Annotated in this window: 22 protein-coding genes; 18 read left to right on the top strand and 4 right to left on the bottom strand. The window is 62.7% G+C overall.

What is annotated here, in order from left to right; all coding sequences use genetic code 11:
* Positions 1 to 256 precede the first annotated feature (256 nt).
* From DMX11_RS16355 to DMX11_RS16285, 16 genes are all read left to right on the top strand, one after another.
* Positions 257 to 1,417 carry a glycine betaine/L-proline ABC transporter ATP-binding protein gene (locus tag DMX11_RS16355; RefSeq protein WP_110745447.1) on the top strand — a complete coding sequence of 387 codons (1,161 nt, stop codon included), beginning with the start codon at positions 257 to 259 and terminating at the stop codon, positions 1,415 to 1,417.
* A 22-nt stretch (positions 1,418 to 1,439) separates the two neighbouring features.
* Positions 1,440 to 2,393 carry a glycine betaine/L-proline ABC transporter permease ProW gene (gene proW, locus DMX11_RS16350; RefSeq protein WP_110745446.1) on the top strand — a complete coding sequence of 318 codons (954 nt, stop codon included), beginning with the start codon at positions 1,440 to 1,442 and terminating at the stop codon, positions 2,391 to 2,393.
* A gap of 70 nt (positions 2,394 to 2,463) precedes the next feature.
* Positions 2,464 to 3,492: a glycine betaine/L-proline ABC transporter substrate-binding protein ProX gene (proX, locus tag DMX11_RS16345; protein ID WP_110745445.1), complete on the top strand. Its 1,029-nt coding sequence runs from the start codon at positions 2,464 to 2,466 to the stop codon at positions 3,490 to 3,492.
* Between the two features lie 112 nt (positions 3,493 to 3,604).
* Positions 3,605 to 4,660 carry a GlxA family transcriptional regulator gene (locus tag DMX11_RS16340; protein WP_110745444.1) on the top strand — a complete coding sequence of 352 codons (1,056 nt, stop codon included), beginning with the start codon at positions 3,605 to 3,607 and terminating at the stop codon, positions 4,658 to 4,660.
* A 332-nt stretch (positions 4,661 to 4,992) separates the two neighbouring features.
* Positions 4,993 to 5,949, top strand: a complete 957-nt coding sequence (gene benR, locus DMX11_RS16335; RefSeq protein WP_060545148.1) for a benABC operon transcriptional activator BenR — start codon at positions 4,993 to 4,995, stop codon at positions 5,947 to 5,949.
* Positions 5,950 to 6,042: 93 nt separating this feature from the next.
* On the top strand, positions 6,043 to 6,372 hold the full coding sequence (locus DMX11_RS25875; protein ID WP_146230367.1) for a hypothetical protein: 330 nt from the start codon (positions 6,043 to 6,045) through the stop codon (positions 6,370 to 6,372).
* The gene (locus DMX11_RS16330) at positions 6,288 to 6,857 is read left to right on the top strand and encodes an RHS repeat-associated core domain-containing protein (protein WP_371921797.1); all 570 of its coding nucleotides are present in this window, start codon (positions 6,288 to 6,290) and stop codon (positions 6,855 to 6,857) included. The genes DMX11_RS25875 and DMX11_RS16330 overlap by 85 nt, the downstream gene beginning before the upstream one ends.
* 125 nt (positions 6,858 to 6,982) lie before the next feature.
* The gene (gene benA / locus DMX11_RS16325; protein ID WP_110745442.1) at positions 6,983 to 8,341 is read left to right on the top strand and encodes a benzoate 1,2-dioxygenase large subunit; all 1,359 of its coding nucleotides are present in this window, start codon (positions 6,983 to 6,985) and stop codon (positions 8,339 to 8,341) included.
* On the top strand, positions 8,338 to 8,823 hold the full coding sequence (benB, locus tag DMX11_RS16320) for a benzoate 1,2-dioxygenase small subunit (protein WP_004374327.1): 486 nt from the start codon (positions 8,338 to 8,340) through the stop codon (positions 8,821 to 8,823). The genes benA and benB overlap by 4 nt, the downstream gene beginning before the upstream one ends.
* A 71-nt stretch (positions 8,824 to 8,894) precedes the next feature.
* On the top strand, positions 8,895 to 9,905 hold the full coding sequence (gene benC / locus DMX11_RS16315; protein ID WP_110745441.1) for a benzoate 1,2-dioxygenase electron transfer component BenC: 1,011 nt from the start codon (positions 8,895 to 8,897) through the stop codon (positions 9,903 to 9,905).
* Positions 9,906 to 10,082: 177 nt separating this feature from the next.
* Positions 10,083 to 10,844, top strand: coding sequence for a 1,6-dihydroxycyclohexa-2,4-diene-1-carboxylate dehydrogenase (locus DMX11_RS16310; protein WP_110745440.1), 762 nt, complete (start codon positions 10,083 to 10,085; stop codon positions 10,842 to 10,844).
* Between the two features lie 57 nt (positions 10,845 to 10,901).
* Positions 10,902 to 12,221, top strand: coding sequence for an aromatic acid/H+ symport family MFS transporter (locus tag DMX11_RS16305; protein WP_110745439.1), 1,320 nt, complete (start codon positions 10,902 to 10,904; stop codon positions 12,219 to 12,221).
* A 69-nt stretch (positions 12,222 to 12,290) separates the two neighbouring features.
* Positions 12,291 to 13,490 (top strand): benzoate/H(+) symporter BenE family transporter, encoded by a 1,200-nt coding sequence (locus DMX11_RS16300; RefSeq protein WP_110745438.1) that lies wholly within the window; start codon positions 12,291 to 12,293, stop codon positions 13,488 to 13,490.
* Positions 13,491 to 13,544: 54 nt separating this feature from the next.
* The gene (locus DMX11_RS16295) at positions 13,545 to 14,795 is read left to right on the top strand and encodes an OprD family porin (protein ID WP_110745437.1); all 1,251 of its coding nucleotides are present in this window, start codon (positions 13,545 to 13,547) and stop codon (positions 14,793 to 14,795) included.
* A gap of 145 nt (positions 14,796 to 14,940) precedes the next feature.
* Complete coding sequence (locus DMX11_RS16290; protein WP_110745436.1) at positions 14,941 to 16,017, top strand: metal-dependent hydrolase; 1,077 nt, start codon at positions 14,941 to 14,943, stop codon at positions 16,015 to 16,017.
* Positions 16,018 to 16,020: 3 nt separating this feature from the next.
* Entirely contained in the window at positions 16,021 to 16,713 is a 693-nt protein-coding gene (locus DMX11_RS16285; protein ID WP_110745435.1) for a TraX family protein, read from the top strand.
* Positions 16,714 to 16,800: 87 nt separating this feature from the next.
* Here DMX11_RS16285 and DMX11_RS16280 read toward each other — a convergent pair whose 3' ends face one another.
* From DMX11_RS16280 to DMX11_RS16270, 3 genes are all read right to left on the bottom strand, one after another.
* Positions 16,801 to 17,811: an aldo/keto reductase gene (locus tag DMX11_RS16280; RefSeq protein ID WP_110745434.1), complete on the bottom strand. Its 1,011-nt coding sequence runs from the start codon at positions 17,809 to 17,811 to the stop codon at positions 16,801 to 16,803.
* Between the two features lie 72 nt (positions 17,812 to 17,883).
* Entirely contained in the window at positions 17,884 to 19,404 is a 1,521-nt protein-coding gene (locus DMX11_RS16275; protein WP_110745433.1) for an FAD-dependent oxidoreductase, read from the bottom strand.
* A 216-nt stretch (positions 19,405 to 19,620) separates the two neighbouring features.
* Positions 19,621 to 20,949, bottom strand: a complete 1,329-nt coding sequence (locus DMX11_RS16270; protein ID WP_110745432.1) for an MFS transporter — start codon at positions 20,947 to 20,949, stop codon at positions 19,621 to 19,623.
* Positions 20,950 to 21,112: 163 nt separating this feature from the next.
* Here DMX11_RS16270 and DMX11_RS16265 point away from each other — a divergent pair, with 163 nt between their 5' ends.
* Together DMX11_RS16265 and DMX11_RS16260 are read left to right on the top strand one after the other, a co-directional pair.
* The gene (locus DMX11_RS16265) at positions 21,113 to 22,210 is read left to right on the top strand and encodes a sugar diacid recognition domain-containing protein (RefSeq protein WP_110745431.1); all 1,098 of its coding nucleotides are present in this window, start codon (positions 21,113 to 21,115) and stop codon (positions 22,208 to 22,210) included.
* A 151-nt stretch (positions 22,211 to 22,361) separates the two neighbouring features.
* On the top strand, positions 22,362 to 23,501 hold the full coding sequence (locus tag DMX11_RS16260) for a glycerate kinase (RefSeq protein ID WP_110745430.1): 1,140 nt from the start codon (positions 22,362 to 22,364) through the stop codon (positions 23,499 to 23,501).
* Positions 23,502 to 23,563: 62 nt separating this feature from the next.
* Here DMX11_RS16260 and DMX11_RS16255 read toward each other — a convergent pair whose 3' ends face one another.
* Positions 23,564 to 24,475, bottom strand: coding sequence for a LysR family transcriptional regulator (locus DMX11_RS16255; RefSeq protein ID WP_110745429.1), 912 nt, complete (start codon positions 24,473 to 24,475; stop codon positions 23,564 to 23,566).
* Positions 24,476 to 24,556 lie beyond the last annotated feature (81 nt).

Below are 24,556 nucleotides of genomic sequence, written 5' to 3'. Positions count from 1 at the left end.
TGATAACTTCAGGTAATGGTTTGCGTGCTGCAAATGTCGTTGGACCCGCTTTCTATCAGGCCCTAACGTTGATCACACGGCGCGACACCGAGACATCGATGTCGAACAATTTTTCGAAGCAGGACATTCTGCGTGCCGGTTCTGACTCACGTTCGTATTTGAACGGACTGCCAAGCGTACTCGCACTGATCGCTACCCGCCTTATTGAAAGTGCGATGTTGATAGATTGGTTAATAAGCATAATAAAGAGGGTCGTATGAGCCATGCCGATGAGATTCTTTCGGTAAACAATATCTTCAAGGTGTTCGGCCCCAACCCGAACATGGCCATGGAGATGCTCCGCAAGGGCGCCGACAAGAACGAAATCTTCAGCAAGACCGGCCACGTCGTCGGCGTGTTCGATGCAAGCTTTTCCGTCAAGCGTGGCGAGATCTTCGTCATCATGGGGCTGTCCGGCTCGGGCAAGTCGACCATGGTGCGGCTGTTCAACCGCCTGATCGAGCCTACCTCCGGCAGCATCCACCTCAACGGCAAGGAAATTACCGGGCTCTGCGACAAGGCCCTGCTCGATGTGCGCCGCAAGGAAATGGGCATGGTGTTCCAATCCTTTGCCTTGATGCCGCACATGAGCGTGCTGGAAAACACGGCTTTCGGCCTGGAAATTGCCGGCGTACCGGAAGGCGAACGCCACCGCCGTGCCCGTGAAGCGTTGAGCCAGGTTGGCCTGGCGGGGCACGAGCACAGCTACCCGCACCAGCTCTCAGGGGGCATGCAGCAGCGCGTGGGCCTGGCCCGGGCACTGGCCAACGACCCGGCGATTCTGCTGATGGACGAGGCGTTTTCTGCGCTCGACCCACTGATCCGCAGCGAAATGCAAGGTGAGCTGATTCGCCTGCAGGCCGAGCAGCAGCGCACCATCATCTTCATTTCCCACGACATCGAGGAAGCCATTCGCATCGGCCACCGCATTGCGATCATGGAAGGTGGTCGCGTGGTGCAGATCGGTACCCCGCAAGAACTGATCAACCAGCCGGCCAACGATTACGTGCGCACCTTTTTCAAGAGTTTCGACAGCTCGCGCGTGCTCAAGGCCGGCGATGTGGCCCGGTTCGACCCGGCGGTGGTGTGCAAGGTCAACGGCAAGGCACCGAGCTTCCAGGCCGGTGTCCCGTTCGGCTACCTGGTAGACGAACGAGGGCAGTTGCTGGGCGTGGTCGACACCGACGCCAACGGCGCCACGGCCAGTGACCGCTACAGCCTGCATGAGCAGCGCCCGGTGTACATCGACACGCCGCTGCACGAGGTGCTGGGCATTGCAGCCGACCTGCCGTATCCCGTACCGGTACTCGACCGCCAGGGCGCCTTCAAAGGCACGCTGTCGAAGAACGAGCTGCTGCAGACCCTGAGCCGCACTTAAAACAACAAAGAGGTAAGCCCTCATGTCCGAATTCAGCCTTCTCGACCCGTTCCAGGCGGCCACCATCCCCTTGGGCGACTGGGTCACCGCTACCCTGAATTTCCTGGTACACAACTTCCGTGAGGTGTTCCGCGCCATCCGCTGGCCGATCGACCAGGTGCTCAACGGTATCGAGTTCACCTTGCAGAGCATCCCGCCCACCATCGGCATCATCCTTTCCTCGTTGCTGGGCTGGCAGCTGGCCGGCAAGCGTATGGCATTGCTGTGTTTCGTCACCCTGACCCTGCTTGGCCTGATCGGCGTATGGTCAGAATCGATGACCACCCTGGCGCTGGTACTGACCTCGGTGTTCTTCTGCGCGGTCATCGGTATCCCGCTGGGCATTGTCTGCGCCCGCAGCAACCGCCTGGAAAGCCTCATCCGGCCGCTGCTGGACGCCATGCAGACCCTGCCGGCGTTCGTCTATCTGGTGCCGGTCGTGATGTTGTTCGGTATTGGTAACGTGCCTGGGGTGCTGGTGACCATCGTGTTCGCCCTGCCGCCCCTGGTGCGCCTGACCAACCTGGGTATTCGCCAGGTGCCGGAGGACAAGATCGAAGCCGCACGCGCCTTTGGCTGTACGCCACAGCAGATGCTGACCCGCGTGCAGCTGCCGCTGGCCACCTCGACCATCATGGCCGGCCTTAACCAGACCCTGATGCTGTCGCTGTCGATGGTGGTGATCGCCTCGATGATTTCGGTCGGCGGGCTGGGCCAGATGGTGCTGCGTGGCATCGGCCGCCTGGACATGGGCCTGGCTACCGTGGGCGGAGTAGGGCTGGTGCTGCTGGCAATCTTCCTCGACCGCCTGACCCAGGCCATGGGCGCCCGCACCAGCGGTGACCCGAGCCTGCGCTGGTACCACACCGGCCCGGTCGGGTTAGTGCTGCGCCTGATTGGCGCAGGGCAAGCGCAAGGGCGGCGCAAGACTGCCTGAGCACTGCAAGAACCTTGAGACGTTCGATCTGCCGCACTTGAAGATAAAAATGAGAAAAAGGTAAGCGACGATGCACGAATCCAAATTCACCCGCAGCATCCTCAAATGCGCCACGGCGCTGACCCTGGTGGCCGCGGCCCTGGGTGCACACGCCTCGGCGGAAAAACCCGGCGATGGCGTGAAGGTAACGCCGATCTTCCCCTCCATCGCCGAAGAGCGGTTCCGGGGCGAAGTGGCCATGGAAGGCCTGCGCGAGCTGGGCTACAAGGTGCAGGAGCCGAAGGAGACCGAATACGGCGTGATGATGGTGGCCTTGGCCAACGGCGATGCCGACTTTACTGTGCACCTGTGGGAGAAACTGCACAATCAGTTCTACCAGCAGGCCGGTGGTGACGAGGTGATGGTCAAGACCGGCAACATCCTCCCGGGCGTCGCCCAAGGCTACCTGATCGACAAGAAAACCGCCGACCAGTACAACATCAAGTACATCACCGACCTGAAAAAGCCAGAAATTGCCAAGCTGTTCGACACCGACGGCGACGGCAAGGCCGACATGACCGGTTGCAACCCAGGCTGGGGCTGCGAGCTGGTGATTGCCCACCATATGAAGGCCTACGACCTGGACAAGAGCATCACCGTCAACCAGGGCTCGTACTTCGCGCTGATGGCCGACACCATCGCCCGTTTCAAGGAAGGCAAGCCGATCTTCTACTTCACCTGGGTACCGCAGTGGATCGCCAGCGTGCTGGTCGAAGGCAAGGACGTGGTCTGGCTGGAAGTGCCGAAAACCGATCTGCCAGACGGCAAGAACGATGTCGACACGATGTACCACGGCAAGAACCTGGGCTTTGCCATCGACAAGGTGGTGGCTGTGCTGAACAAGGACTTTGCCGATAAGAACCCGGCAGCGCAGAAGTTCCTGTCGCTGGTGCAGATCAGCACCGACGACGAGAGCAACCAGAACCTGAAAATGCAGCAAGGCGAGAAGAAGCCTGCCGACATCACCCGCCATGCCAAGGAATGGGTAGCAGCGCACCGCCAGCAGTTCGATCAGTGGCTGCAGGCCTCCCGCGACGCTGCGGCCCAGGCCGGCAAGTAACCGGATCCATCAGTGTTGGCTTGTTCGCGGGCAGACCGTTCCTGCAGGAGGTTGCAGGGGCGGGCTTGCCCGCGAACGCGCCAACGCTATATTCGCTGTTGAGTCCAAAGCCATGAGCCACTTCGAAAGCACCCTCAAAAACACCAACCTGGCCCACCTGGATCCCGCCATCCGCACCACACTCACCATGCCCTGCCAGCGCGTGGCCTTTATCCTGCGCGAACACTTCTCGATGATGGCTTTCACCGCCGCCATGGACAGCCTGGTCACCGCCAACCTGATGAGCGCCACGCCGTTGTTCCAGGTCCAGGTGGTAGGCGAGGGCGAGCAAGTGCTGAGCGACCTGGGCATTGCCTTGCCCGTCAACACCCAGCTGGCCGACCTGGACGTACAGGGCCTGGACTGCCTGTTGGTATGCGGCGGTTTTCGCGTGCGCCTGGAAACCGCACCGCTGCTACGCGGCAGGTTACGCCAGGCCGACCAGCACGGCTGCCAGCTGGGTGGCCTGTGGAACGGTGCCTATTTCCTGGCCGAAGCAGGATTGCTCAATGACCACGATTGCGCCTTTCACCCCGATGGCAGGGCAATGATGAGCGAACTGTTCCCCAAGGTGCGCATCAGCCGTCAGGCCCATGTGCTGGACCGCCGCCGGATGAGCTGCGCCGGTGCCAGCAGCGCCCTGGACATGATGTTGGCGCTGCTTGAGCAGTGCGGCGGAGTGCCGTTGCGACGCGCCGTGGAGCAGATGCTGGCATGTGATCGAGCGCGGGTGATGAGCGATGCCCCGGCCTGCACCCCGGAAATCGACCCCGGCCTGCCCAAGGGCGTGCGCCTGGCGCTGGAACTGATGCACGCCAACATCGAGGACCCCATTGGCATCGATGAGATTGCCCAGCATGCCGGTTTGTCCCGCCGCCACCTGGAGCGGTTGTTCCGCCGACATGTGCAGGCGACCCCTCCGCGTTATTACCTGGAATTGCGCCTGACCCATGCGCGGCAGTTGCTGCAGCACACCAGCAAGTCACTGACCGAAGTGGCGGTGGCCAGCGGGTTCGTGAGTTTCCCGCATTTCTACCGGCGCTTTCGCGAGTTGTTCGCCATTGCGCCACGCCAGTACCGGGCACGCAGCCAGGGGTGGACGGCGCGGCAGGATGTGGCAGTGCATTGAGTGATGGGCTGCCTGTGCCGGCCCATTCGCGGGTAAACCCGCTCCCCACAGTTCGAGGTAGCAGATTTACCCCGAGAAGAGGGAGTTGCCGGAAAAAGCGTTCGATAACCGAACATTTACAGCATTTGAATTGTTCGCTATCCGCCCAGCCAATCCCATCGTTGCATTGCCCAACCCCCGCCTTTTTGCTGTAGTGTCCCCCATCCGCCGGCTGTCGCCTGCCCCTGCGATGCGCTGCCAGCCCGATAGAATGACCGTGATGACCGCAATCACCGCTCACAGGGCGGTAGGACGCGGCGACCAGAACAATAACGATACCGAGTGCCTTGCCTATGGAAAGCCGCCTGCTGAGCGAGCGCAGTAGCGTGTTTCACCACGCCGACCCTTATGCTGTGTCCGATTATGTGAACCAGCATGTAGGCCAGCATTGCATCGGTCTGTCCCGCACCACCCACCCCCAGGCCAGCCTCAGCCATCGCAAGTTCGCCGAGCTCGACCTGTGCCGTATCAGCTATGGCGGCAGTGTTCGCGTGACGTCGCCCGCGCTGGAAACCATCTACCACCTGCAAGTCTTGCTCAATGGCAACTGCCTGTGGCGCGGGCACAAGCGCGAGCAGCACCTGGTGCCGGGCGAATTGCTGCTGATCAACCCGGACGACCCGGTTGACCTGACTTACTCGGAAGACTGCGAGAAGTTCATCCTCAAGGTGCCGACCCGGCTGCTGGACTCGATCTGCGATGAACAGCGCTGGCAGCGGCCTGATGGCGGCGTGCGGTTCTTGCGCAATCATTACCGGCTGGATGAGCTGGATGGCTTCGTGAACCTGCTGGCCATGGTTTGCCACGAGGCGGAAGTGAGCGATTCGCTGCCAAGAGTGCAGGGCCATTACAGCCAGATTGTCGCCAGCAAGCTGCTGACCCTGATGAGCACCAACATCCGCCGGGAGAGCCTGAGTGCCCCGCAGGCCGGGCTGGAGCGCATTCTTGACTACATCGAACGCAACCTGAAACTGGAATTGTCGGCTGAAGTGCTGGCAGAGCAGGCCTGCATGAGTTTGCGTTCGCTGTATGCGTTGTTCGACCAGCACTTGGGCATCACGCCCAAGCATTACGTGCGCCAGCGGAAACTGGAACGGGTGCATGCCTGCCTGAGCGACCCGACGTGTGGCGTGCGCAGTGTGACGGAACTGGCCCTGGATTACGGTTTCCTTCATCTGGGACGGTTCTCCGAGGTTTATCGGCAGCAGTTTGGTGAGCTCCCCTCGCAGACCTTCAAGCGACGCTCATAACTGAGCCCATGGGTCGTACCTACTATTTCTGCCAGTTGCGGGCGCACGGGCCCCGACCTACCCTTGATCTTCGTGGATGCACGGGAGGTACTTATGCCTGTATTGCGGCAGTTATTTTTCTACTCGGCCGATGGTCTTTCGACAATCGAATGTTCTGATAAACCGTCGTTGAGTTTTTTGAGCGCCAACGGACAGGTGCTCGCCCAGAGTGGTAATAAACAGGCCGGGCTTTACGCAACGGACTTACAAAAGTCGGTGTTGGTGTGTGTGGGTGATAACGTATCTCGGATGAACTATACCGCTTACGGCCATGATATTGACAGCGCCGTTGCGCCATTTTGCGTTTCAAGGGGCAGCGCAAAGACACTGCACCTGGATGTTATTTGTTGGGGGATGGATACCGGGGGTTTAGCCCTGGCTTGATGAGATTCAACAAGCCTGACAGTATCAGCCCATTTGGAGCGGGTGGCGCGAACGCCTATAGCTACTGTGGTGGGGATCCGATAAACAGGGATGATCCAAGTGGACATATGTGGTTCCTTCTGAACGCTCCGAGTTTGTTACTAAGATTGATACCCCGTCGGATCAGCGTTCCCACGAACCTCGGACGCAATTCATTCGTACCGCCCCCCGTCAACCGCGAGAAGCTTATTGAGAATATGCATGATCGAATTGCGGAGCACAACGCGACTGTTACGCTTTTTAGAAATGGGACAGCTCATATGGGGGGCGATGTGGGTGACGCCATGTATCGATACACATTCGCTCCCAAGAGAACGCCAGGCCAAGTGGACTTCATGAGCGGTGTCGCCCTCTCATTGAGGAAGTACAGCGTGCCGGGCTTGACGGAAGAGGACCGATTTAAACTCATAGGAATAATCGATGGAGCGGTATTCAGTAAACAATAGCAAATAGCGCCTCAACGGCTGCCTGCTAGAGTAAATGGATAGCACTCTGCACAATCCGGATAGCCCCCCGCCAGCCGTCTCCCTAACCTGACCAGGTCTAAACAATAACAAGGGAGACCCTGGCCATGTCCCTGGGATTCGACTACCTCAATGCCATGCTTGAGGACGACCGTGAAAAGGGCGTCTACCGCTGCAAGCGCGAGATGTTCACCGACCCACGCCTGTTTGACCTTGAGATGAAACATATCTTCGAGGGCAACTGGATCTACCTGGCCCACGAAAGCCAGATCCCCGAAAAAAACGACTTCCTCACCCTGACCATGGGGCGCCAGCCGATTTTTATCGCGCGCAACAAGGACGGTGAGCTCAATGCCTTCCTCAACGCCTGCAGCCACCGCGGCGCCATGCTCTGCCGGCACAAGCGCGGCAATCGTTCCAGCTACACCTGCCCGTTCCACGGCTGGACGTTCAACAACAGCGGCAAACTGCTGAAGGTGAAAGACCCGAGCAACGCCGGCTACCCCGACAGCTTCAACTGCGACGGCTCCCACGACCTGACCAAGGTGGCACGCTTCGAGTCGTACCGGGGCTTTTTGTTCGGCAGCCTGAACGCCGACGTGAAACCGCTGGTCGAGCACCTGGGTGAGTCGGCCAAGATCATCGACATGATCGTCGACCAGTCGCCAGAAGGCCTGGAGGTGCTGCGTGGTGCCAGCTCGTACATTTACGAAGGCAACTGGAAGCTCACCGCCGAGAACGGCGCTGACGGCTACCACGTAAGCTCCGTGCACTGGAACTACGCCGCTACCCAGAACCAGCGCAAGCAGCGCGAAGCGGGCGACGAAATCAAGACCATGAGTGCGGGTGCCTGGGCCAAGCAGGGCGGCGGTTTCTATTCCTTCGACCATGGCCACCTGCTGCTGTGGACCCGTTGGGCCAACCCGGAAGACCGCCCGGCCTATGAGCGCCGCGACCAACTGGCCGCCGATTTCGGCCAGGCGCGCGCCGACTGGATGATCGAAAACTCGCGCAACCTGTGCCTGTACCCCAACGTGTACCTGATGGACCAGTTCAGCTCGCAGATCCGCGTCGCCCGGCCGATTTCGGTGAACAAGACCGAAATCACCATCTACTGCATCGCGCCGAAAGGCGAGAGCGCCGATGCCCGCGCCAAGCGTATCCGCCAGTACGAGGATTTCTTCAACGTCAGCGGCATGGCCACCCCGGATGACCTGGAGGAGTTCCGCTCGTGCCAGACCGGCTATGGCGGCGGCACTGGCTGGAACGACATGTCCCGTGGCGCCAAACACTGGGTCGAAGGCGCCGATGAGGCAGCCAAGGAGATTGACCTCGACCCCCTGCTGTCCGGCGTGCGCACGGAGGACGAAGGCCTGTTCGTGCTGCAGCACAAGTACTGGCAGGACGCCATGATCCAGGCCCTCAAGGACGAACAGCAGCTGATCCCCGTGGAGGCCGTGCAATGAGCCTGTATGAAACCGTGCGCGACTTTCTCTACCGCGAAGCGCGCTACCTGGACGATGCCCAGTGGGACCAGTGGCTGGAGCTGTATGCCAGCGATGCCAGCTTCTGGATGCCGAGTTGGGATGATGACGACACCCTCACCGAAGACCCACAAAGCGAGATCTCGCTGATTTGGTACGGCAACCGTGGCGGCCTGGAAGACCGCGTGTTCCGCATCAAGACCGAGCGCTCCAGTGCGACCGTGCCCGACACCCGCACCTCGCACAACATCAGCAACATCGAGATCGTCGAGCAGGGCGAAGGCAGCTGCCAGGTGCGCTTCAACTGGCACACCCTCAGCTTCCGCTACAAGACCACCGACAGTTACTTCGGCACCAGCTTCTACACCCTCGACCTGCGCGGCGAGCAGCCGCTGATCAAGGCCAAGAAGGTGGTGCTGAAGAACGACTACGTGCGCCAGGTCATCGACATCTACCACATCTGATACAGGGTTTGCGAGCATTGCCCGGTGCGTCCTGTGATGCGCCGTGGCCCGGCTCGCCCGCGAGGTGCAACATGAGCTACCAGATCGCACTGAATTTCGAAGACGGGGTTACCCGTTTCATTGAAGCCACCGCTCAAGAAACCGTGGCCGACGCCGCTTACCGCCAGGGTATAAACATTCCGCTGGACTGCCGCGACGGCGCTTGCGGGACCTGCAAATGCAAGGCTGAGTCCGGGCGTTATGAGCTTGGCGACAACTTCATCGAAGACGCACTGAGCGAGGACGAAATTGCCGCAGGCTACGTGCTGACGTGCCAGATGCGCGCCGAAAGCGACTGCGTCATCCGCATTCCGGCCTCGTCGCAGCTGTGCAAGACCGAGCAGGCCAGTTTCGAGGCCGCCATCAGCGCTGTGCGCCAGCTTTCGGCCAGTACCATTGCCCTGTCGATCAAGGGCGAGGCCTTGAGCCGCCTGGCCTTCCTGCCAGGGCAGTACGTCAACCTCAAGGTGCCGGGCAGCGAGCACAGCCGGGCCTATTCGTTCAGCTCGCTGCAGAAGGACGGCGAAGTCAGCTTCCTGATCCGCAACGTGCCGGGCGGGCTGATGAGCAGCTTCCTGACCAACCTTGCCAAGGCTGGCGACAGCCTGAGCCTGGCCGGGCCGTTGGGCAGTTTCTACCTGCGGCCGATCCAGCGCCCGCTGTTGCTGTTGGCCGGTGGTACCGGGCTGGCGCCGTTCACGGCGATGCTGGAGAAGATCGCCGAGCAGGGTAGCGAGCACCCGTTGCACCTGATCTACGGAGTGACCAACGACTTTGACCTGGTCGAGCTCGACCGCCTGCAGGCGTTGGCAGCACGCATCCCCAACTTCACCTACAGCGCCTGCGTGGCCAACCCGGACAGTCAGTACCCGCAAAAGGGCTATGTGACCCAGCACATCGAGCCACGCCACCTCAACGACGGCGATGTCGATGTGTACCTGTGCGGGCCGCCGCCGATGGTCGAGGCGGTCAGCCAGTACGTGCGGGAACAGGGCATCACCCCGGCCAACTTCTACTACGAGAAGTTTGCGGCTGCGGCCTGACAGCCCCCTCTGATTCAAAGCAATACGCCGACCCTGTGGGAACGGGCTGCGCGGTGGAGGGCACGGGCTTCGCCCGTGTTCGCGGGCATGCCCGCTCCCACAGTCATCGCGCAGCCTTTCAGGCTTTGAGCAAGACAGTGGCTGCCACAGGGTCTCTCGCGAACTGGAGATTTGCATATGAACAACAGATTCCAAGGCAAGGTTGCCCTGGTCACCGGCGCCGCACAAGGCATCGGCCGTGGCGTGTGCTGGCGGCTCAAGGCCGAAGGTGCGCAAGTGGTAGCGGTGGACCGTTCCGAACTGGTCCACGAGCTGGCGGGTGAAGGCATGCTTACCCTCAACGCCGACCTGGAACTACATACCGATTGCGCCCGGGTCATGGCCAGTGCGGTGGAAACCTTCGGCCGCCTCGACATCTTGGTCAACAACGTCGGCGGCACCATCTGGGCCAAGCCTTTCGAGCACTACGATGTCGAACAGATCGAGGCCGAAGTACGCCGTTCGCTGTTTCCGACATTGTGGTGCTGCCATGCTGCGCTGCCGTACATGCTCGAACGCGGCAGCGGCGTCATCGTCAACGTTTCTTCCATCGCCACCCGCGGCGTCAACCGTGTGCCCTATGGCGCGGCCAAAGGCGGCGTCAATGCGCTTACCGCTTGCCTGGCCTTCGAAACGGCGGGCCGCGGGATCCGGGTCAACGCCACCGCGCCGGGTGGCACCGAAGCGCCGCCCCGGCGCGTACCCCGCAACAGTGCAGCGCAAACCGAGCAGGAAAAGCACTGGTACCAGCAGATCGTCGACCAGACCCTCGACAGCAGCCTGATGCACCGCTACGGCAGCATCGACGAACAGGTCGGGGCCATTCTGTTCCTGGCGTCCGACGAAGCCTCGTACATCACCGGCGTGACCCTGCCGGTAGGGGGCGGTGACCTCGGCTAAGCAACACCTTCAGGGCAACAGCTTTCCAACACAACAAAAACAAGAGCGACAGATGCCATGCGAACCCTTGACGTACACCCGATCATCGATAACGCGCGCTTTACCTCGTTCCACTGGATGGTCATGGCCTGGTGCGGCCTGCTGCTGATTTTCGACGGCTATGACCTGTTCATCTACGGTGTGGTACTGCCGGTCATCATGAAAGAGTGGGGCCTGACCCCCTTGCAGGCCGGTGCCCTGGGCAGCTATGCGCTGTTCGGCATGATGTTCGGCGCCTTGGCCTTCGGCAGCCTGGCTGATCGCATCGGGCGCAAGAAGGGCATTGCCATCTGCTTTGCCTTGTTCTCGGGGGCGACCATCCTCAATGGCTTCGCCAGCAGCCCCAGTGAATTCGGCATCTATCGCTTCATCGCCGGCCTGGGCTGTGGCGGCCTGATGCCCAACGCCGTGGCATTGATGAACGAATACGCGCCCAAGCGCCTGCGCAGCACGCTGGTGGCGATCATGTTCAGTGGTTATTCGCTGGGTGGCATGCTGTCGGCGGGTGTCGGCATTTTCATGCTGCCACGCTACGGCTGGGAATCCATGTTCTTTGCCGCGGCCGTGCCGCTGCTGCTGTTGCCGGTGATTCTCTACTACCTGCCAGAGTCGATCGGTTTTCTGGTGCGCCAGGGGCGTAGCGACCAGGCGCGAGGGCTGCTGAAGCGACTGGACCCAGGCTGCGATGTACAGGCCGATGATGTGCTGCAGGCAACTGATCGCAAAGCCGGCGGGGCATCGGTGCTCGATCTGTTCAGAAACGGCCTGGCCATTCGCACCTTGGCGCTGTGGCTGGCGTTCTTCTGTTGCCTGCTGATGGTCTATGCGCTCAGTTCGTGGCTACCGAAACTGATGGCCAACGCCGGTTACAGCCTGGGCTCCAGCTTGTCGTTCCTGCTGGCACTGAACTTCGGCGGCATGGCCGGGGCAATCCTCGGCGGCTGGTTGGGCGACCGCTACAACCTGGTCAAGGTCAAGGTGGTGTTCTTCATTGCGGCCGCGCTGTCGATCAGCCTGCTGGGTGTGAACAGCCCTATGCCGGTGCTGTACCTGCTGATCTTCATTGCCGGTGCCACTACCATCGGCACGCAGATCCTGCTGTATGCCGGCGCTGCACAGATGTACGGCCTGTCGGTGCGCTCCACCGGCCTGGGTTGGGCTTCGGGCATCGGCCGCAACGGCGCCATCGTCGGCCCACTGCTGGGTGGCGCGCTGATGGGCATCAACCTGCCGCTGCAACTCAATTTCATCGCATTCGCCATTCCTGGTGCGATCGCGGCGCTGGCCATGGCCGTACACCTAGCCAGTGGGCGGTCACGGGCTTTGCAGGAGGCCTAAGCCACCGCGAAGCAGGCAACACACCACCAAAGCCAGCCACCAGGCCGGCAGCTGCCTTGCGAGAAATTCATGAAAACCTTGATCAGGGACAGCTCGCTGTCCGCCATCGTGGCAGGCTGCATCGCCACGATGATTTCCTATGCTGGGCCATTGGTGATCATCTTCCACGCCGCCGAAGCCGCCGGCCTGTCGCACCGGCAACTGTCATCCTGGGTCTGGGCGGTGTCCATGGGCAGCGCGGTGCTGGGTGCGCTGCTCAGCCTGCGCTACCGCGTACCGGTGGTGATCGCCTGGTCCATCCCTGGCTCGGCACTGCTGGTCACCGCGTTGCCGCAATTGGGCCTGGCCCAGGCCGTGGGGGCTTATCTGGTGGCCAACCTGATCCTGCTGCTGATCGGCATCAGCGGGGCGTTCGACCGCATCATCGCGCGCCTGCCAGGGTCGATCGCTGCGGGCATGCAGGCCGGCATCCTGTTCAGTTTCGGCATCGAGGTGTTCCGGGCATTGCCGGTGCAGCCGTTGCTGGTGCTGGGGATGTTCGTCACCTACGTGCTGATGCGCCGGTTACAGCCCCGCTATGCAGTGGCCGCCGTACTTTGCGTGGGCACGTTGGTAACAGTGGCCAGCGGCGCGTTCCGTAGCGAGGCGCTGGTGCTGGCGCTTGCGTCACCCCAGTGGATCACCCCGCAGTTCAGCCTGCCAGCCGTGTTCAGCCTGGCACTGCCCCTGGTGCTGGTGGCGCTGACCGGGCAGTTCATGCCTGGCATGGCGGTATTGCGTAACGCCGGCTACAGCACGCCGGCCAGCCCGCTGATCGGTGCCAGTGCCCTGGCCGGTACTGTCCTGGCGCCGTTTGGTTGCCACGGGCTGAACCTGGCGGCGGTCACTGCCAGCCTGTGTACCGGGCATGAAGCCCACGAGGACCCACGCCGGCGCTACGTGGCGGCAGTGGCTGGCAGTGGGCTGTACCTGCTGCTGGGCATCGCGGGCGCCACCTTGATGTCTTTGTTCGCAGCCTTTCCTGCCGCACTGATCGCTGCCTTGGCTGGCCTGGCCCTGTATGGCGCCATCAGCGAGGCCTTGGCCCGCAGCCTGGCAGAGCCGGCAGAGCGTGATGCCGGGCTGTTCACCTTCCTGGTCACCGCTTCCGGGGTGGCGTTCCTCGGGCTGTCGGCAGCGTTCTGGGGGTTGCTGTTCGGCGTGTTGGCCCACGCCCTGCTCAGGCTGCGCCGGCCACGTGTCCGGGAGGTGCTGCGCCGTACATCCTGAATTGCCGTGTTCCCAACGCTTTACCCATAACAACAAGATCAAGAGAGCTTCGGAATGAATCACACCCCTTGCGTCGCCCTGGGCCTGACTTTGCTCAGCCAACCATTGCTGGCTGCCGAAGGCGGCTTCTTCGAGGACTCGAAGGCCACCCTGAGCGCCCGTAACTACTACTTCAGCCGCGATTTTTCCGACATTGTCGGGGCCAACCAGCAGTCCAGGGCCGAGGAGTGGGCCCAGGGTTTCATCCTCGACTTCAGGAGCGGTTACACCCCGGGGAGGGTCGGCTTTGGCGTGGATGCCCTGGGCCTGCTGGGCATCAAGCTCGACAGCAGCCCCGACCGGGTGAACACCGGCCTGCTGCCGGTGCACGGTGATGGCCGCGCTGCCGATGAGTACAGCCGCCTGGCACCCACCTTCAAGGCGCGCCTGTCGAAGACCGAACTCCGTGTGGGTGAGCTGCAACCCAACTTGCCGGTACTGACGTTCAGTGATATCCGCCTGTTACCACCCACTTATCAGGGGGCCAGTATCAGTTCGGCGGAGATCGACGGGCTGACCGTACAGGCCGGCCACCTGAAAAGCACCCACCTGCGCAACGAGGGCGGCGACGGCAAGATGAACGCGATGCTTGGCCATGTGCCGATGCGCCAGGCCCAGAGCGATGCCTTCAACTACGTTGGCGGCGACTACGCGTTCAATGCCAACCAGAGCAGTGTCAGCCTGTGGTACGGCCAGCTGGAGGATATCTACGAGCAAGGCTTTGTCGGCTTCAAGCACAGCAAGCCAGTGGGGGAATGGGTGCTCAGCGCCAACCTGGGCTATTTCACCGCGCGTGAAGAGGGCGGTGCATTGCTGGGCAACATCGACAACCAGGCGTTCTTCTCGATGTTCACCGCCCGGCATGGCGGGCACAGCTTCCACGCAGGCTACCAGGGCATATATGGCGACAGCCCTTTCCCACGGGTGTTCGCCAACATCTCGCCGCTGGGTAACGAGGTACCGACGTATGAGTTCGCCTACACCGATGAACGCTCTTACCAAGTGCGCTACGACTACAACTTCGCCGCCATGGGCGTACCTGGGCTGACGGCGACGGTGCGCTACATAACCGGTAACAATGTGGATACCGGGCAGGGCTATGAAGGGCGCGACCGCGAGCGCGATCTGGATATTGGCTATGCGGTGCAGAGCGGGGTACTGAAGGGGCTGGGGATTCGCGTGAGGAACGCCATGGCGCGGTCCAACTACCGCAGCGATATCGACGAGAACCGCCTGACGCTGGTTTATACCTGGCAGTTGTTCTAACCGCGGCCCGGTGCGTTCTCACGCTTCAGGCGCCTTTTGCAGGAGCGCACCCAGGTGGACCGTTGCATCAGCAACAAGGCAGGCATTTGCCTATCGGCCTTGGTTGAGGGTAGTTTCCAGCGATCACCTGCCAGGAATGCACCCCTTGGACTCCATCACCCAAGCTGTACTCGGCGCTGCCCTGCAAGGCACCGTGCTCGGTCGCATCCAGGGCCGCCGCGCGCTGCTGTATGGCGCAGCGCTGGGCACGCTGCCCGACCTCGATGTGATCATCCGCTACGCCGACCCGGTGTCGCAGATGACCTACCACCGTGGCTTTTCCCACTCGCTGTTCGTGCTCACGGGGTTGGCCTTGCTGCTGGCCTGGCTGGTCAACAAATGCTGGCCTGGCAAGGGCTATACCTTGCCACGGCTGTTCCTCGCATTCTGGCTGGTGCTGGTTACCCACCCGTTGCTGGACGCCTTCACGGTCTACGGCACGCAGCTGTTTTGGCCGCTGCAAGGTACCCCGCAAAGCTGGGCGGCGGTGTTTATCATCGACCCGGTCTATACCGTGCCCCTGCTGCTGGCGGTCATCTACGCCATCGCCAAGGGCGTGACTGCCAGGGCTGAACGCCTGTTGACCCTGGCGTTGGTATTCAGTACCGCCTACCTGGGGTTTGGCCTTGCCGGGCGCATGGCGGCCGAGCAGCGCTTCGAGGCGGCGCTGCACCAGCGCGGCATCGCTACCAGCGAGGTCCGCGCCGTGCCGATCGCGTTCAACAGCCTGGTCTGGCGGGTGCTGGCCAAGACCGCGGAAGGGGACTACTACGAAGGCATCAGCAGTGCATTCGACCGACAAGCGCCAGAGATGCAGCGCCTGTCGCGAAACCTGCAGCTTGCGCAAGCGCTGAGCGATGATCCCCTGCACCAGCGGTTGCGCTGGTTCACCGATGACTGGCTGCGCTACGACCAGGTCGGTGATGCGCTGGTGGTCACCGACCTGCGTATGGGTATTCCAGGCAACTACACCTTCCGTTTCAACATGGCCCACCGTGACAACCAGGGGCGCTGGATTGTCGATGTGCCTTCGATGTTCCAGGGCGCTGGCCCAGGTTCGATGTTCAGTGGCGCAGACCTCGCGTTGATCTGGCGGCGCATTGTCGACCAGCAGCCACCCTTGCCTCTGGCAGTGTGGACCGAGCGCTATCTGGGCGTCAGCCCCGCAGAGCGCGAGCGCTAGGTAGTGCGCTCGGCCGGGCTGGATCTGGTCAAATGGACGGCGATGTTGACCATGGTCGTCGATCACTTGCGTTTTCTGTGGCCCGAGGCCGATGGCCTGTTCGTGTTGGGGCGGCTGGCGTTTCCACTGTTCTGCCTGGCGATAGCAGTGAACGTGGGGCGAGCCGGGGCGGGGGCGCTGTATACCCTTGGCAACCTGCGCTATCTGGCGCTGATGCTGATGTTCGTGGTGCTGTCCGAGCCTGCGTATCGTTGGCTGGACAGTGGCTCGCAGACATTCAGCGTGATGCCCACCCTGGCATTGGGGCTGGTGGTTGCCTGGGGTGTGCATCACCCCTTGATATCGGCACGCGTGCTTGGCATCGCCAGCCTGCTGGCAGGTTGGTTGTTGCGTGAGCAGCTGATGTATGGGTTGCCGGGGGTGTTGCTGCCGGGCGCCTGCTTGATGGCGCGCAGGCAAGGTGGGGTTGTCGGGTTGTTGCCTTGCCTGTTGGCTGCGGGCGGCAATCTGACCAATAGCTGGTTGCGCGAGCACCTGTTGGCACCGTTTACGGTGCTGACACTGGTTGCCGCAGCCCTGGCGATTCCGCTCGGGGTGCTGCTGTTACGGCAGGATGAATGGCGGGTGCCTGCGGTGGGGCGCTGGGGTTACCTGTTCTATCCGCTGCATTTGCTGGTCATCAAGGTCCTGTCATGAGCCAGGCATCGGGCCGCGATGAAAAAGGGACTGGGAGCCCGGCGTTGGGCTCCCATTGCCCGCGAAGAGGCCAGTGCAGGAAGACGATCAGCTGCGGGCCAACCGCCCACTCACATAATGCGCGACATCATTGAACCCTGGGGTCGACGCATGCCCCGGCGTCACCAGTGAGTCAATGAACGCCTCGTCCTCGGCGGTGATCTTCACCGCCAGCGCCCCCCCATAGGTCTCCCACTGTTCCTCGGTGCGCGGCCCTACGATAGCGGAACTCACCCACTGGTTATTCAACACCCAGGCAATGGCGAACTCGACCATCCCCACACCTTTGGCCTCGACATAGGCCTGGATCTGCCGGGCAATCGCCAGCGATTCCTGGCGCCACTCCACCTCCATGATGCGCTTGTCCTGGCGCCCGGCACGGCTGCCAGCGTCCGGCACTGCCCCGGGCGCATACTTGCCACTGAGGACACCTCGCGCCAGCGGGCTGAACGGCACCACGCCCAGACCGTGCGCGGCCGCAGCTGTGAGTTGCTCTGGCTCGGCCTGGCGGTTGACGATGTTGTACAGCGGCTGGCTGACCACCGGTTTTGGTACCCCCAGGCGCTCGGCAATGTGACAGACCTCGGCAATGCGCCAGCCACGGAAGTTGGACACGCCCCAGTAGCGGATCTTGCCCTGGCGCAGCAGGTCGCCAATGGCCTGTACGGTCTCTTCCAGGGGCACCTGGCGGTCTTCACGGTGCAGGTAGTAGATGTCCAGGTAGTCCATGCGCATGCGCGTCAACGTCGCTTCAAGGGCGTTGAAGATGTGCTTGCGCGACAATCCGCTGCGGTTGGGCAGGCCGTCGGACGGGCCGAAGCCGACCTTGCTGGCGACGATCCAGTCCTGGCGATGACGCGCCACTGCTTCACCGACGATTTCTTCTGAGCGCCCGGCGTTATACACGTCGGCAGTATCGATGAAGTTGATACCTTGGTCCCAGGCCTTGTCGATGATGCGCAGGGCGTCCTCGGTGCTGGTCTGCTCGCCGAACATCATGCTGCCCAGGGTAAGGGCGGAAACCTGCAGGCCACTGTGGCCAAGAGGGCGGTAGATCATGCGCGTGGGTCCTTTTGCAATCGGCTGACCTGCCTGTTTTACACACAACCAGGGTGCATTGAAAGGCGCTGCTCAACCGATCAATGCCATCGCCTCCTGTAAGGTCAAGGGACGCTTCATGCGTTGCGACAGCGTCGCCATGGTGTCGGAGTAGCCCATGGCGATCACCGCTTCGACGCGATCATCCACGCATTGCAGGGCCATGAAGTCACCCTGTTCCGGTTCACCGACGAACGCGATCCGGTTCCAGTCCTGCGCGTGCCCCAGCACTTCGTACGTGCGGCCATGCTGGTAGGTCCAGAAAAACGGCACGTCGGCATAGCGGCGCTGCTCGCCAAGCATGTTGGCGGCAGCGATCACCCCGTGCTGCTGGGCCAGGCGCCAGTGTTCGATACGGACCAGGCGGCCTGTCAACGGGAAGGTCACGATATCGCCCGCAGCCCACAGGCCCTCGGCAGCGCGCATTTCCGCGTCGACGCGCACCGACTTGTCCTCGCCCAGCGGCACGCCTTGCAAAAAAGCGGTCGCCGGCTTTACCCCAATCCCCAGCAGTACCCGTGGCGTTTGCAATCGCTCACCATTGGCCAGCACTACCGCTTCGACCTTGTCCTGCCCATCGATCCGCTCTACCTCGGTAGGGCCGTGGAAGATGACCCCTTTGCGTTCATGCAACGCACGGATGCTGCGCCCGATGCGTTCACCCAGCTGCCGCGCCAGCGGGACGTCGTGGCGAGTGACCAGATGCACTTGCGCGCCGTACTGGCGCAGGGCCGAGGCTGCTTCCAGGCCAATGAAACCGTCACCGACGATCACCACCGGTTGGCCAGGTTCGATGGCGTCGAGCAACTGGGCAGCATCCTCGCGCGAACGCAGGGTAAACACCCCTGGCAGGTCGACACCTGGGAGCTCAGGGCGCAGGGTTTTAGCGCCAGTGGCCAGCAGGCAGGCGTCATACTCGATCTGCTGCCCGTCCGCGAGGGTGAGTTGGCGTTTCTGGCTGTTGAGGCTGCGCACCTTGCCGTGCTTACGCTCCAGGTGCCCCTTGCGCAGTGCGTCGGCTTCGAGCAGCGCGGGGACCTCATCGGGCGCCATCTGCCCAGCTATCACGAATTTGCTGAGTGCAGTGCGGTCGTAGGCGGGCTGGCGCTCCTGGTCGACCCACACCAGGCGGCCGGAAAAGCCATGGTTGAGCAGGGTGGCGACTGCGGCGCTGCCGGCAGCACCGGCACCCACCACCACGAAGCAGCGGGCGTCGCTGTGCCTTGGCGGCTCGATCGCTGGCAAGGGCTGGTCATCGACCCAGACTTCATCGCCCTTGACCCACGCCTTGTAGCGGCGCAGGTCGGCCAGTGCAGGTGGCTCGCAGACCACGCCGTCGTCAACGGCGAACGCAGCCTTGTGCCACGGGCAGACCAGCAGGCCACCGCAGACTACGCCCTCGTCGAGTGGCGCCCCGGCATGGGGGCAGTTGCCTTGAAAAGCGTGTACCTGCTCACCTTGACGGACGAGGATGAGTTCTTCGCTACCGGCCTGGACGCGCAGGGGGCGATGTTCGTCGAGTTGGTCCAGGCGGGCCACGGCGTGCTCGGTCATGGGGTTTCTCCAAGGGGATTTGAAACCATTTGACGCCTGGGTAGCGAGGGGGATGCGTTGATCTGACGATCGGAAGCTTCAACCCGCCGGGTGACACGCTGGCGCTGACGGGGACACCATGCTCCCTGATGAAGATGATAATCGTGCTAAAGGGCTACCGCGAAACGGTAGCCCTGTAGAGTGACGGCGAGGTGGCCGGAATCACTCGCGAACACCTCAACGGGTGAGTGCAGAGCTCAACACACCCGCCCGGGTCACGCGCAAGGCCACCAGGCTGCCCAGCACGATCAGCGCGGCCAGCGAATACAACGCGGCATCGGTCGAGCCGGTCTGGTCCTTGATGAACCCCACCAGGTACGGGCTGAGAAAACCGGCCATCTGGCCTACCGAGTTGATGATCGCCAAACCGGCGACAGCGGCGCTGGCACTGAGCAGCGCCGTCGGCATGGGCCAGAACATCGGCAGGCCGGTGAGGGCGCCCATGGTGGCGATCGACAGACCGAGAATGGCGATGCTCGGGGTGCCGGCGAAGTTCACCGCGATCAGCAGGCCAAGGGCGCCCATCAGCATCGGTACGACCAAATGCCAGCGGCGCTCGTTGCGCAGGTCGGCGGAGCGACCGCAGAGGATCATGAACACACCGGCCAGCAGGTACGGGATGGCGCTGAGCCAGCCGATCAACAGCGGGTTGTCGAAGCCCATGCCCTTGATGATCGAGGGTAGCCAGAAGTTGATCGCGTACACGCCGCTCTGGATGCAGAAATAGACAAAACCGAAGGTCCAGATCAGCGGGTTGGTCAGCACGGCCAGCACGCTGTCGCCTGCGGTGTTCGGTTTGCTGGCGGCATCGGCGTCGAGATCGGCGGCGATCAGTTGGCGTTCCGCCGGGCTCAGCCACGCGGCTTTCTGGTAGCCATCACTGAGCAGGAACACCGCCATTACCCCCAGGGTGACGGTCGGCAAGCCCTGGATCAGGAACATCCACTGCCAACCGGCCAGGCCGTGCTGGCCGGCGGCGAAGTGTTGCAGGATCCACCCGGAGAACGGCCCGCCGAGCAGGCCCGACACCGGGATTGCCGACATGAACAGGGCCATGATGCGCCCGCGGCGGGCGGCGGGGAACCAGCGCGAGAGGTACAGCACGACACCGGGGAAGAAGCCGGCTTCGGCAGCGCCGGTGAGCAGGCGCAGGGTATAGAACTCGGTGGGGGTGGTGACGAACAGCAGGCAGGTGGAGAGGCTGCCCCAGGCGATCATCATCAGCGCGATCCAGCGTCGCGGGCCGAAGCGGTTGAGCGCCAGGTTGCTCGGCAGGCCGCACAAGACGTAGCCGATGAAGAAGATGCCGGCGCCAAGGCCGTATACCGTTTCGCTGAATTTCAGGGCGTCGAGCATCTGCAACTTGGCGAAGCCGACGTTGACGCGGTCCAGGTAGTTGAACAGGTAGCAGATGAAAATGAACGGAATCAGCCGCAGGGTGATGCGCCGGTACAGCGCGTTGCGGGAGGTATCCATGCCTTGGTCAGGGGCGGGGCTGTGTGCCATGATCGGGTTCTCTGTTGTTATGGTTGTCGCCGCGTCGCCTGTTCCGGCGCTCGCCCTGACGAGTCTCGGGGACTGCGGCGTGCCTGTCTTTGTGCTTTTGCACAGCGATCGGCCCGGGCTGCTGTGCCCGGGCCCAAAAGCCTAACACCCAAAGGACCGTTCAATGTTCGAACTCGACCATGACCTGGCACAGGATATCGTGGACCGGGCAATGGCCATTCTGCCCTGCAACGTCAATGTCATGGACAGCCAGGGCCTGATCCTTGGCAGTGGCGAGCCGGAGCGCATCAACACCCGTCACGAAGGGGCGCAGTTGGTGCTGGCCAATGGCAGGATCGTCGAGCTGGATACTGACGCGGCCAAGTGCCTGAAGGGCGTGCAACCCGGCGTGAATCTGCCGCTGATGCTCGATGGGCGGCTGATGGGCGTGCTAGGCCTGACAGGCGACCCGCAGCAGGTGCGCACCTACGGCGAACTGGTACGCATGACCGCCGAAATGCTGCTGGCCCAACGGCATTTGCAGGCCGACCAGAAATGGCGTCGACAGCGCTGTGATGACTTGCTGGCCTTGTTGCTGGGGGGCAGCGGTGACTCCCCGCGTTTGCTCGACGAAGCCCGGCAGTTGGGCCTCAAGCCGCAGTTGCCACGGGTACCGTGCCTGTTCGAGCTGGCCTCGGGGCCTGCCGCCGAGGCGCTTGCCGCGTGGTTGATCAGCCGCTACCCGGACAGCTGGTGCGTCAGCCCCGCGCGCCACTCGCTGCTGTGGTGTCGCCCGGCCGGGCTGGCGCTGGACGAGCCGCGCTTGCTGGAACGCTTGCAGCGACATGGCTGGGAGGTGGAGCGGCTGGCCCTGGGCAGCGCTGCGCAGAGCCTGGAGCAGCTGCGCCGCGGTTACCGCCGGGTACGTGACCTGTTGGCTTACGGCCGAGAGGTAGTGCCTGGCGAACGCCTGCTCAGCCTGCAGCGCTACCGGCTGCCGGCACTGCTGTGGCGCCATCGCAACGATGACGCGCTGGATGAACTGCTGGAACCGTTGCTGCGTATTCGCGCGAAGGACGGCAGCGGCCAGCTCCTGCCCACGCTGCGCGCCTGGTGTGCCCATGACGGCCAGAGCCAGGCCTGTGCCGATGCCTTGGGCATTCATCGCAACAGCCTGCGTTACCGTCTGGAGCGGATTGCCGAGTTGGGCGAAGTCGATCCGCTGCGGATGGAAGGGATGTTCAGCTTGTACTTGGGGTTGCAACTGTTGCCCCCAGACTGACCGTGAACGATCCGGTGATTGTCCTCCAAAGGTTCAGACCGCAGGCACAAAGGCATCTGCCCAAACAACCCGGCCGGCGTTTTGTGCATTTGACCGAGGCCGCTTGGGCGTACAACTGTCAGCATGCCGCCATCAGGACAGGAGAATCCCCATGAAGATCGTCATTGCCCCCGACTCGTTCAAGGACAGCCTCGACGCTGCCGCTGTCGCCCGCGCCATTGCTGCGGGCCTTGGCGAGGCGTGGCCGGACGCACAGCTGGTCGAGTGCCCGATGGCCGACGGTGGCGAAGGCACCATGGATGCGATCCTGGCTGCCAGCCACGGCGAACTGCGCCGCCAGATCGTGCGCGGGCCGCTGGGGCAAAGCGTCGAGGCCGGCTGGGGCTGGTTGTCGCACAGCCGCACGGCCATCATCGAAATGGCTCAGGCCAGTGGCTTGCAACTGGTGCCGACCGGCCAGCGTGATGCCTGCCGCAGCAGCACCTGGGGTACTGGCGAGCTGATTGCCGCCGCCTTGGCTGCCGGTGCGCAACGCGTGGTGCTGGCCATTGGCGGCAGTGCTACCAACGACGCCGGCAGTGGCATGTTGCGCGCATTGGGCCTGCGGCTGCTGGATGCCGACGGTCAGCCGCTGGAAGAGGGCGGCCTGGCCCTGGCCAGGCTGGCCCGGATCGACGCGAGCGACCTCGACCCGCGGCTGGCCGAAGTGCAATTCGAAGTGGCAGCCGATGTCGATAACCCACTGTGTGGCGCCAATGGGGCGTCGGCGATCTTCGGCCCACAGAAGGGCGCGAACCCGCAGCAGGTGCAGGCCCTGGACCAGGCACTGGGGCATTTTGCCGACCATTGTACGCGGCTGCTGGGCGTGGATGTGCGGGACGAACCGGGTTGCGGTGCTGCCGGTGGCATGGGCTTCGCTGCCCGGGCATTCATGGCGGCGCAGTTCCGCCCCGGGGTAGAGGTGGTGGCCGAACTGGCCGGGCTCGATGCCCTGGTGCAGGGCGCCGACCTGGTGGTGACGGGTGAGGGGCGGTTCGACGCGCAGACGCTGCGCGGCAAGACCCCGATGGGGGTGGCGCGGGTTGCCAAGCGTCATGCTGTGCCGGTGGTGGTGCTGGCCGGCACCTTGGGTGAGGGTTACCAGCAGTTGTATGGCCATGGTGTCGATGCTGCGTTCGCCTTGGCCAGTGGGCCGATGAGCCTGGAGCAGGCGTGCGCCAATGCCGCCGAGTTGCTGCAGGCGCGCGCCTGTGATATCGGGCGCCTGTGGCGCTGTGCCAAGCAGTGCTGAACAGCATCTTGCGCGGCCGTTTTCGTCTTGCCTGACCTTCGCTTCAGACTTTCAGACAGAGCCTAGTCGCCGGTGATGCCCTGGTTTTCGAACAGGGCGATGAAGTTGGCCAGGGCCGGCGACGTATTCTGGGCGCTCCATTTCATGTACAGACCAATGCCGGGGGCGGGCTGGTCATCAAACGGGCGGATCGAGCGAAACTGCACCCGCTCGCGCGGCGTAGAGCTGGCGAACGAAGCCGGTACCAGGGCCACCCCAAAACCGCAGGCCACCAGGCCAAGTAGCGTATGGATCTGCGCCGCCTCCTGTACCACTTTGGGGTAGAACCCCGCCGATTGGCACAGTGCAATCAACTGCGCATGGTACCCGCCGCCCAACGCTTGCGGGGTGAACACAAAATCTTCCTCGGCGAACTCGCGCAGTTCTATCTCGCTCGATTGCGCCTTGGGGTGGGCGGCGGGCAAGGCCATCACGATCTGCTCGTCGAGCAGCAAGCGTGCTTCGAGGGTACCTGCAGGCAGGGGCAGCCTGCGCATGAAACCGATGTCTGCCTCACCGGCCAGCAGCGCTTTGGCCTGCGAGGCCGAAGGCATCTCGCGAATGGTCAGTTGTACGTCCGGGTAAGTCTCACGGAAGCGGCGTAAGTTGCCGAGCAACGCGTCGTAGTAGGCGATGGAAATGGCGGTGATGGTCAGCTTGCCGCTGACCCCCGCCGACACATGGCGGGCGTACTCGATACCCTGATCCAACTCTGCCAGTGTGCGGTAGGCGGTATCGAGAAACGCCGTGCCAGCGGCCGTCAGGCGCACCCCGCGCTTGTTGCGCAGCAGCAGGCCGAAGCCCAGCTTCTCCTCAAGCCGGTTGATTGCCTGGCTCAGCGGCGGTTGCGCCATGTGCAGGCGCTCGGCGGCCTTGTGAAAGTGCAGCTCTTCAGCCACGGCAATGAACTGCCTAAGGAGACGTGTTTCGATCATCCAGCATTCCTGCAAGGCCTTGGGCCGGCGGTGATATCCATGAGGTATCAAAGTTGCACGCTTTTAGTATTAAGTCATTGA

This window comes from Pseudomonas sp. LB-090624, from assembly GCF_003205205.1.
In the GTDB taxonomy this organism is placed as follows: domain Bacteria; phylum Pseudomonadota; class Gammaproteobacteria; order Pseudomonadales; family Pseudomonadaceae; genus Aquipseudomonas.
This window is presented reverse-complemented; position numbering and strand designations above follow the sequence as displayed.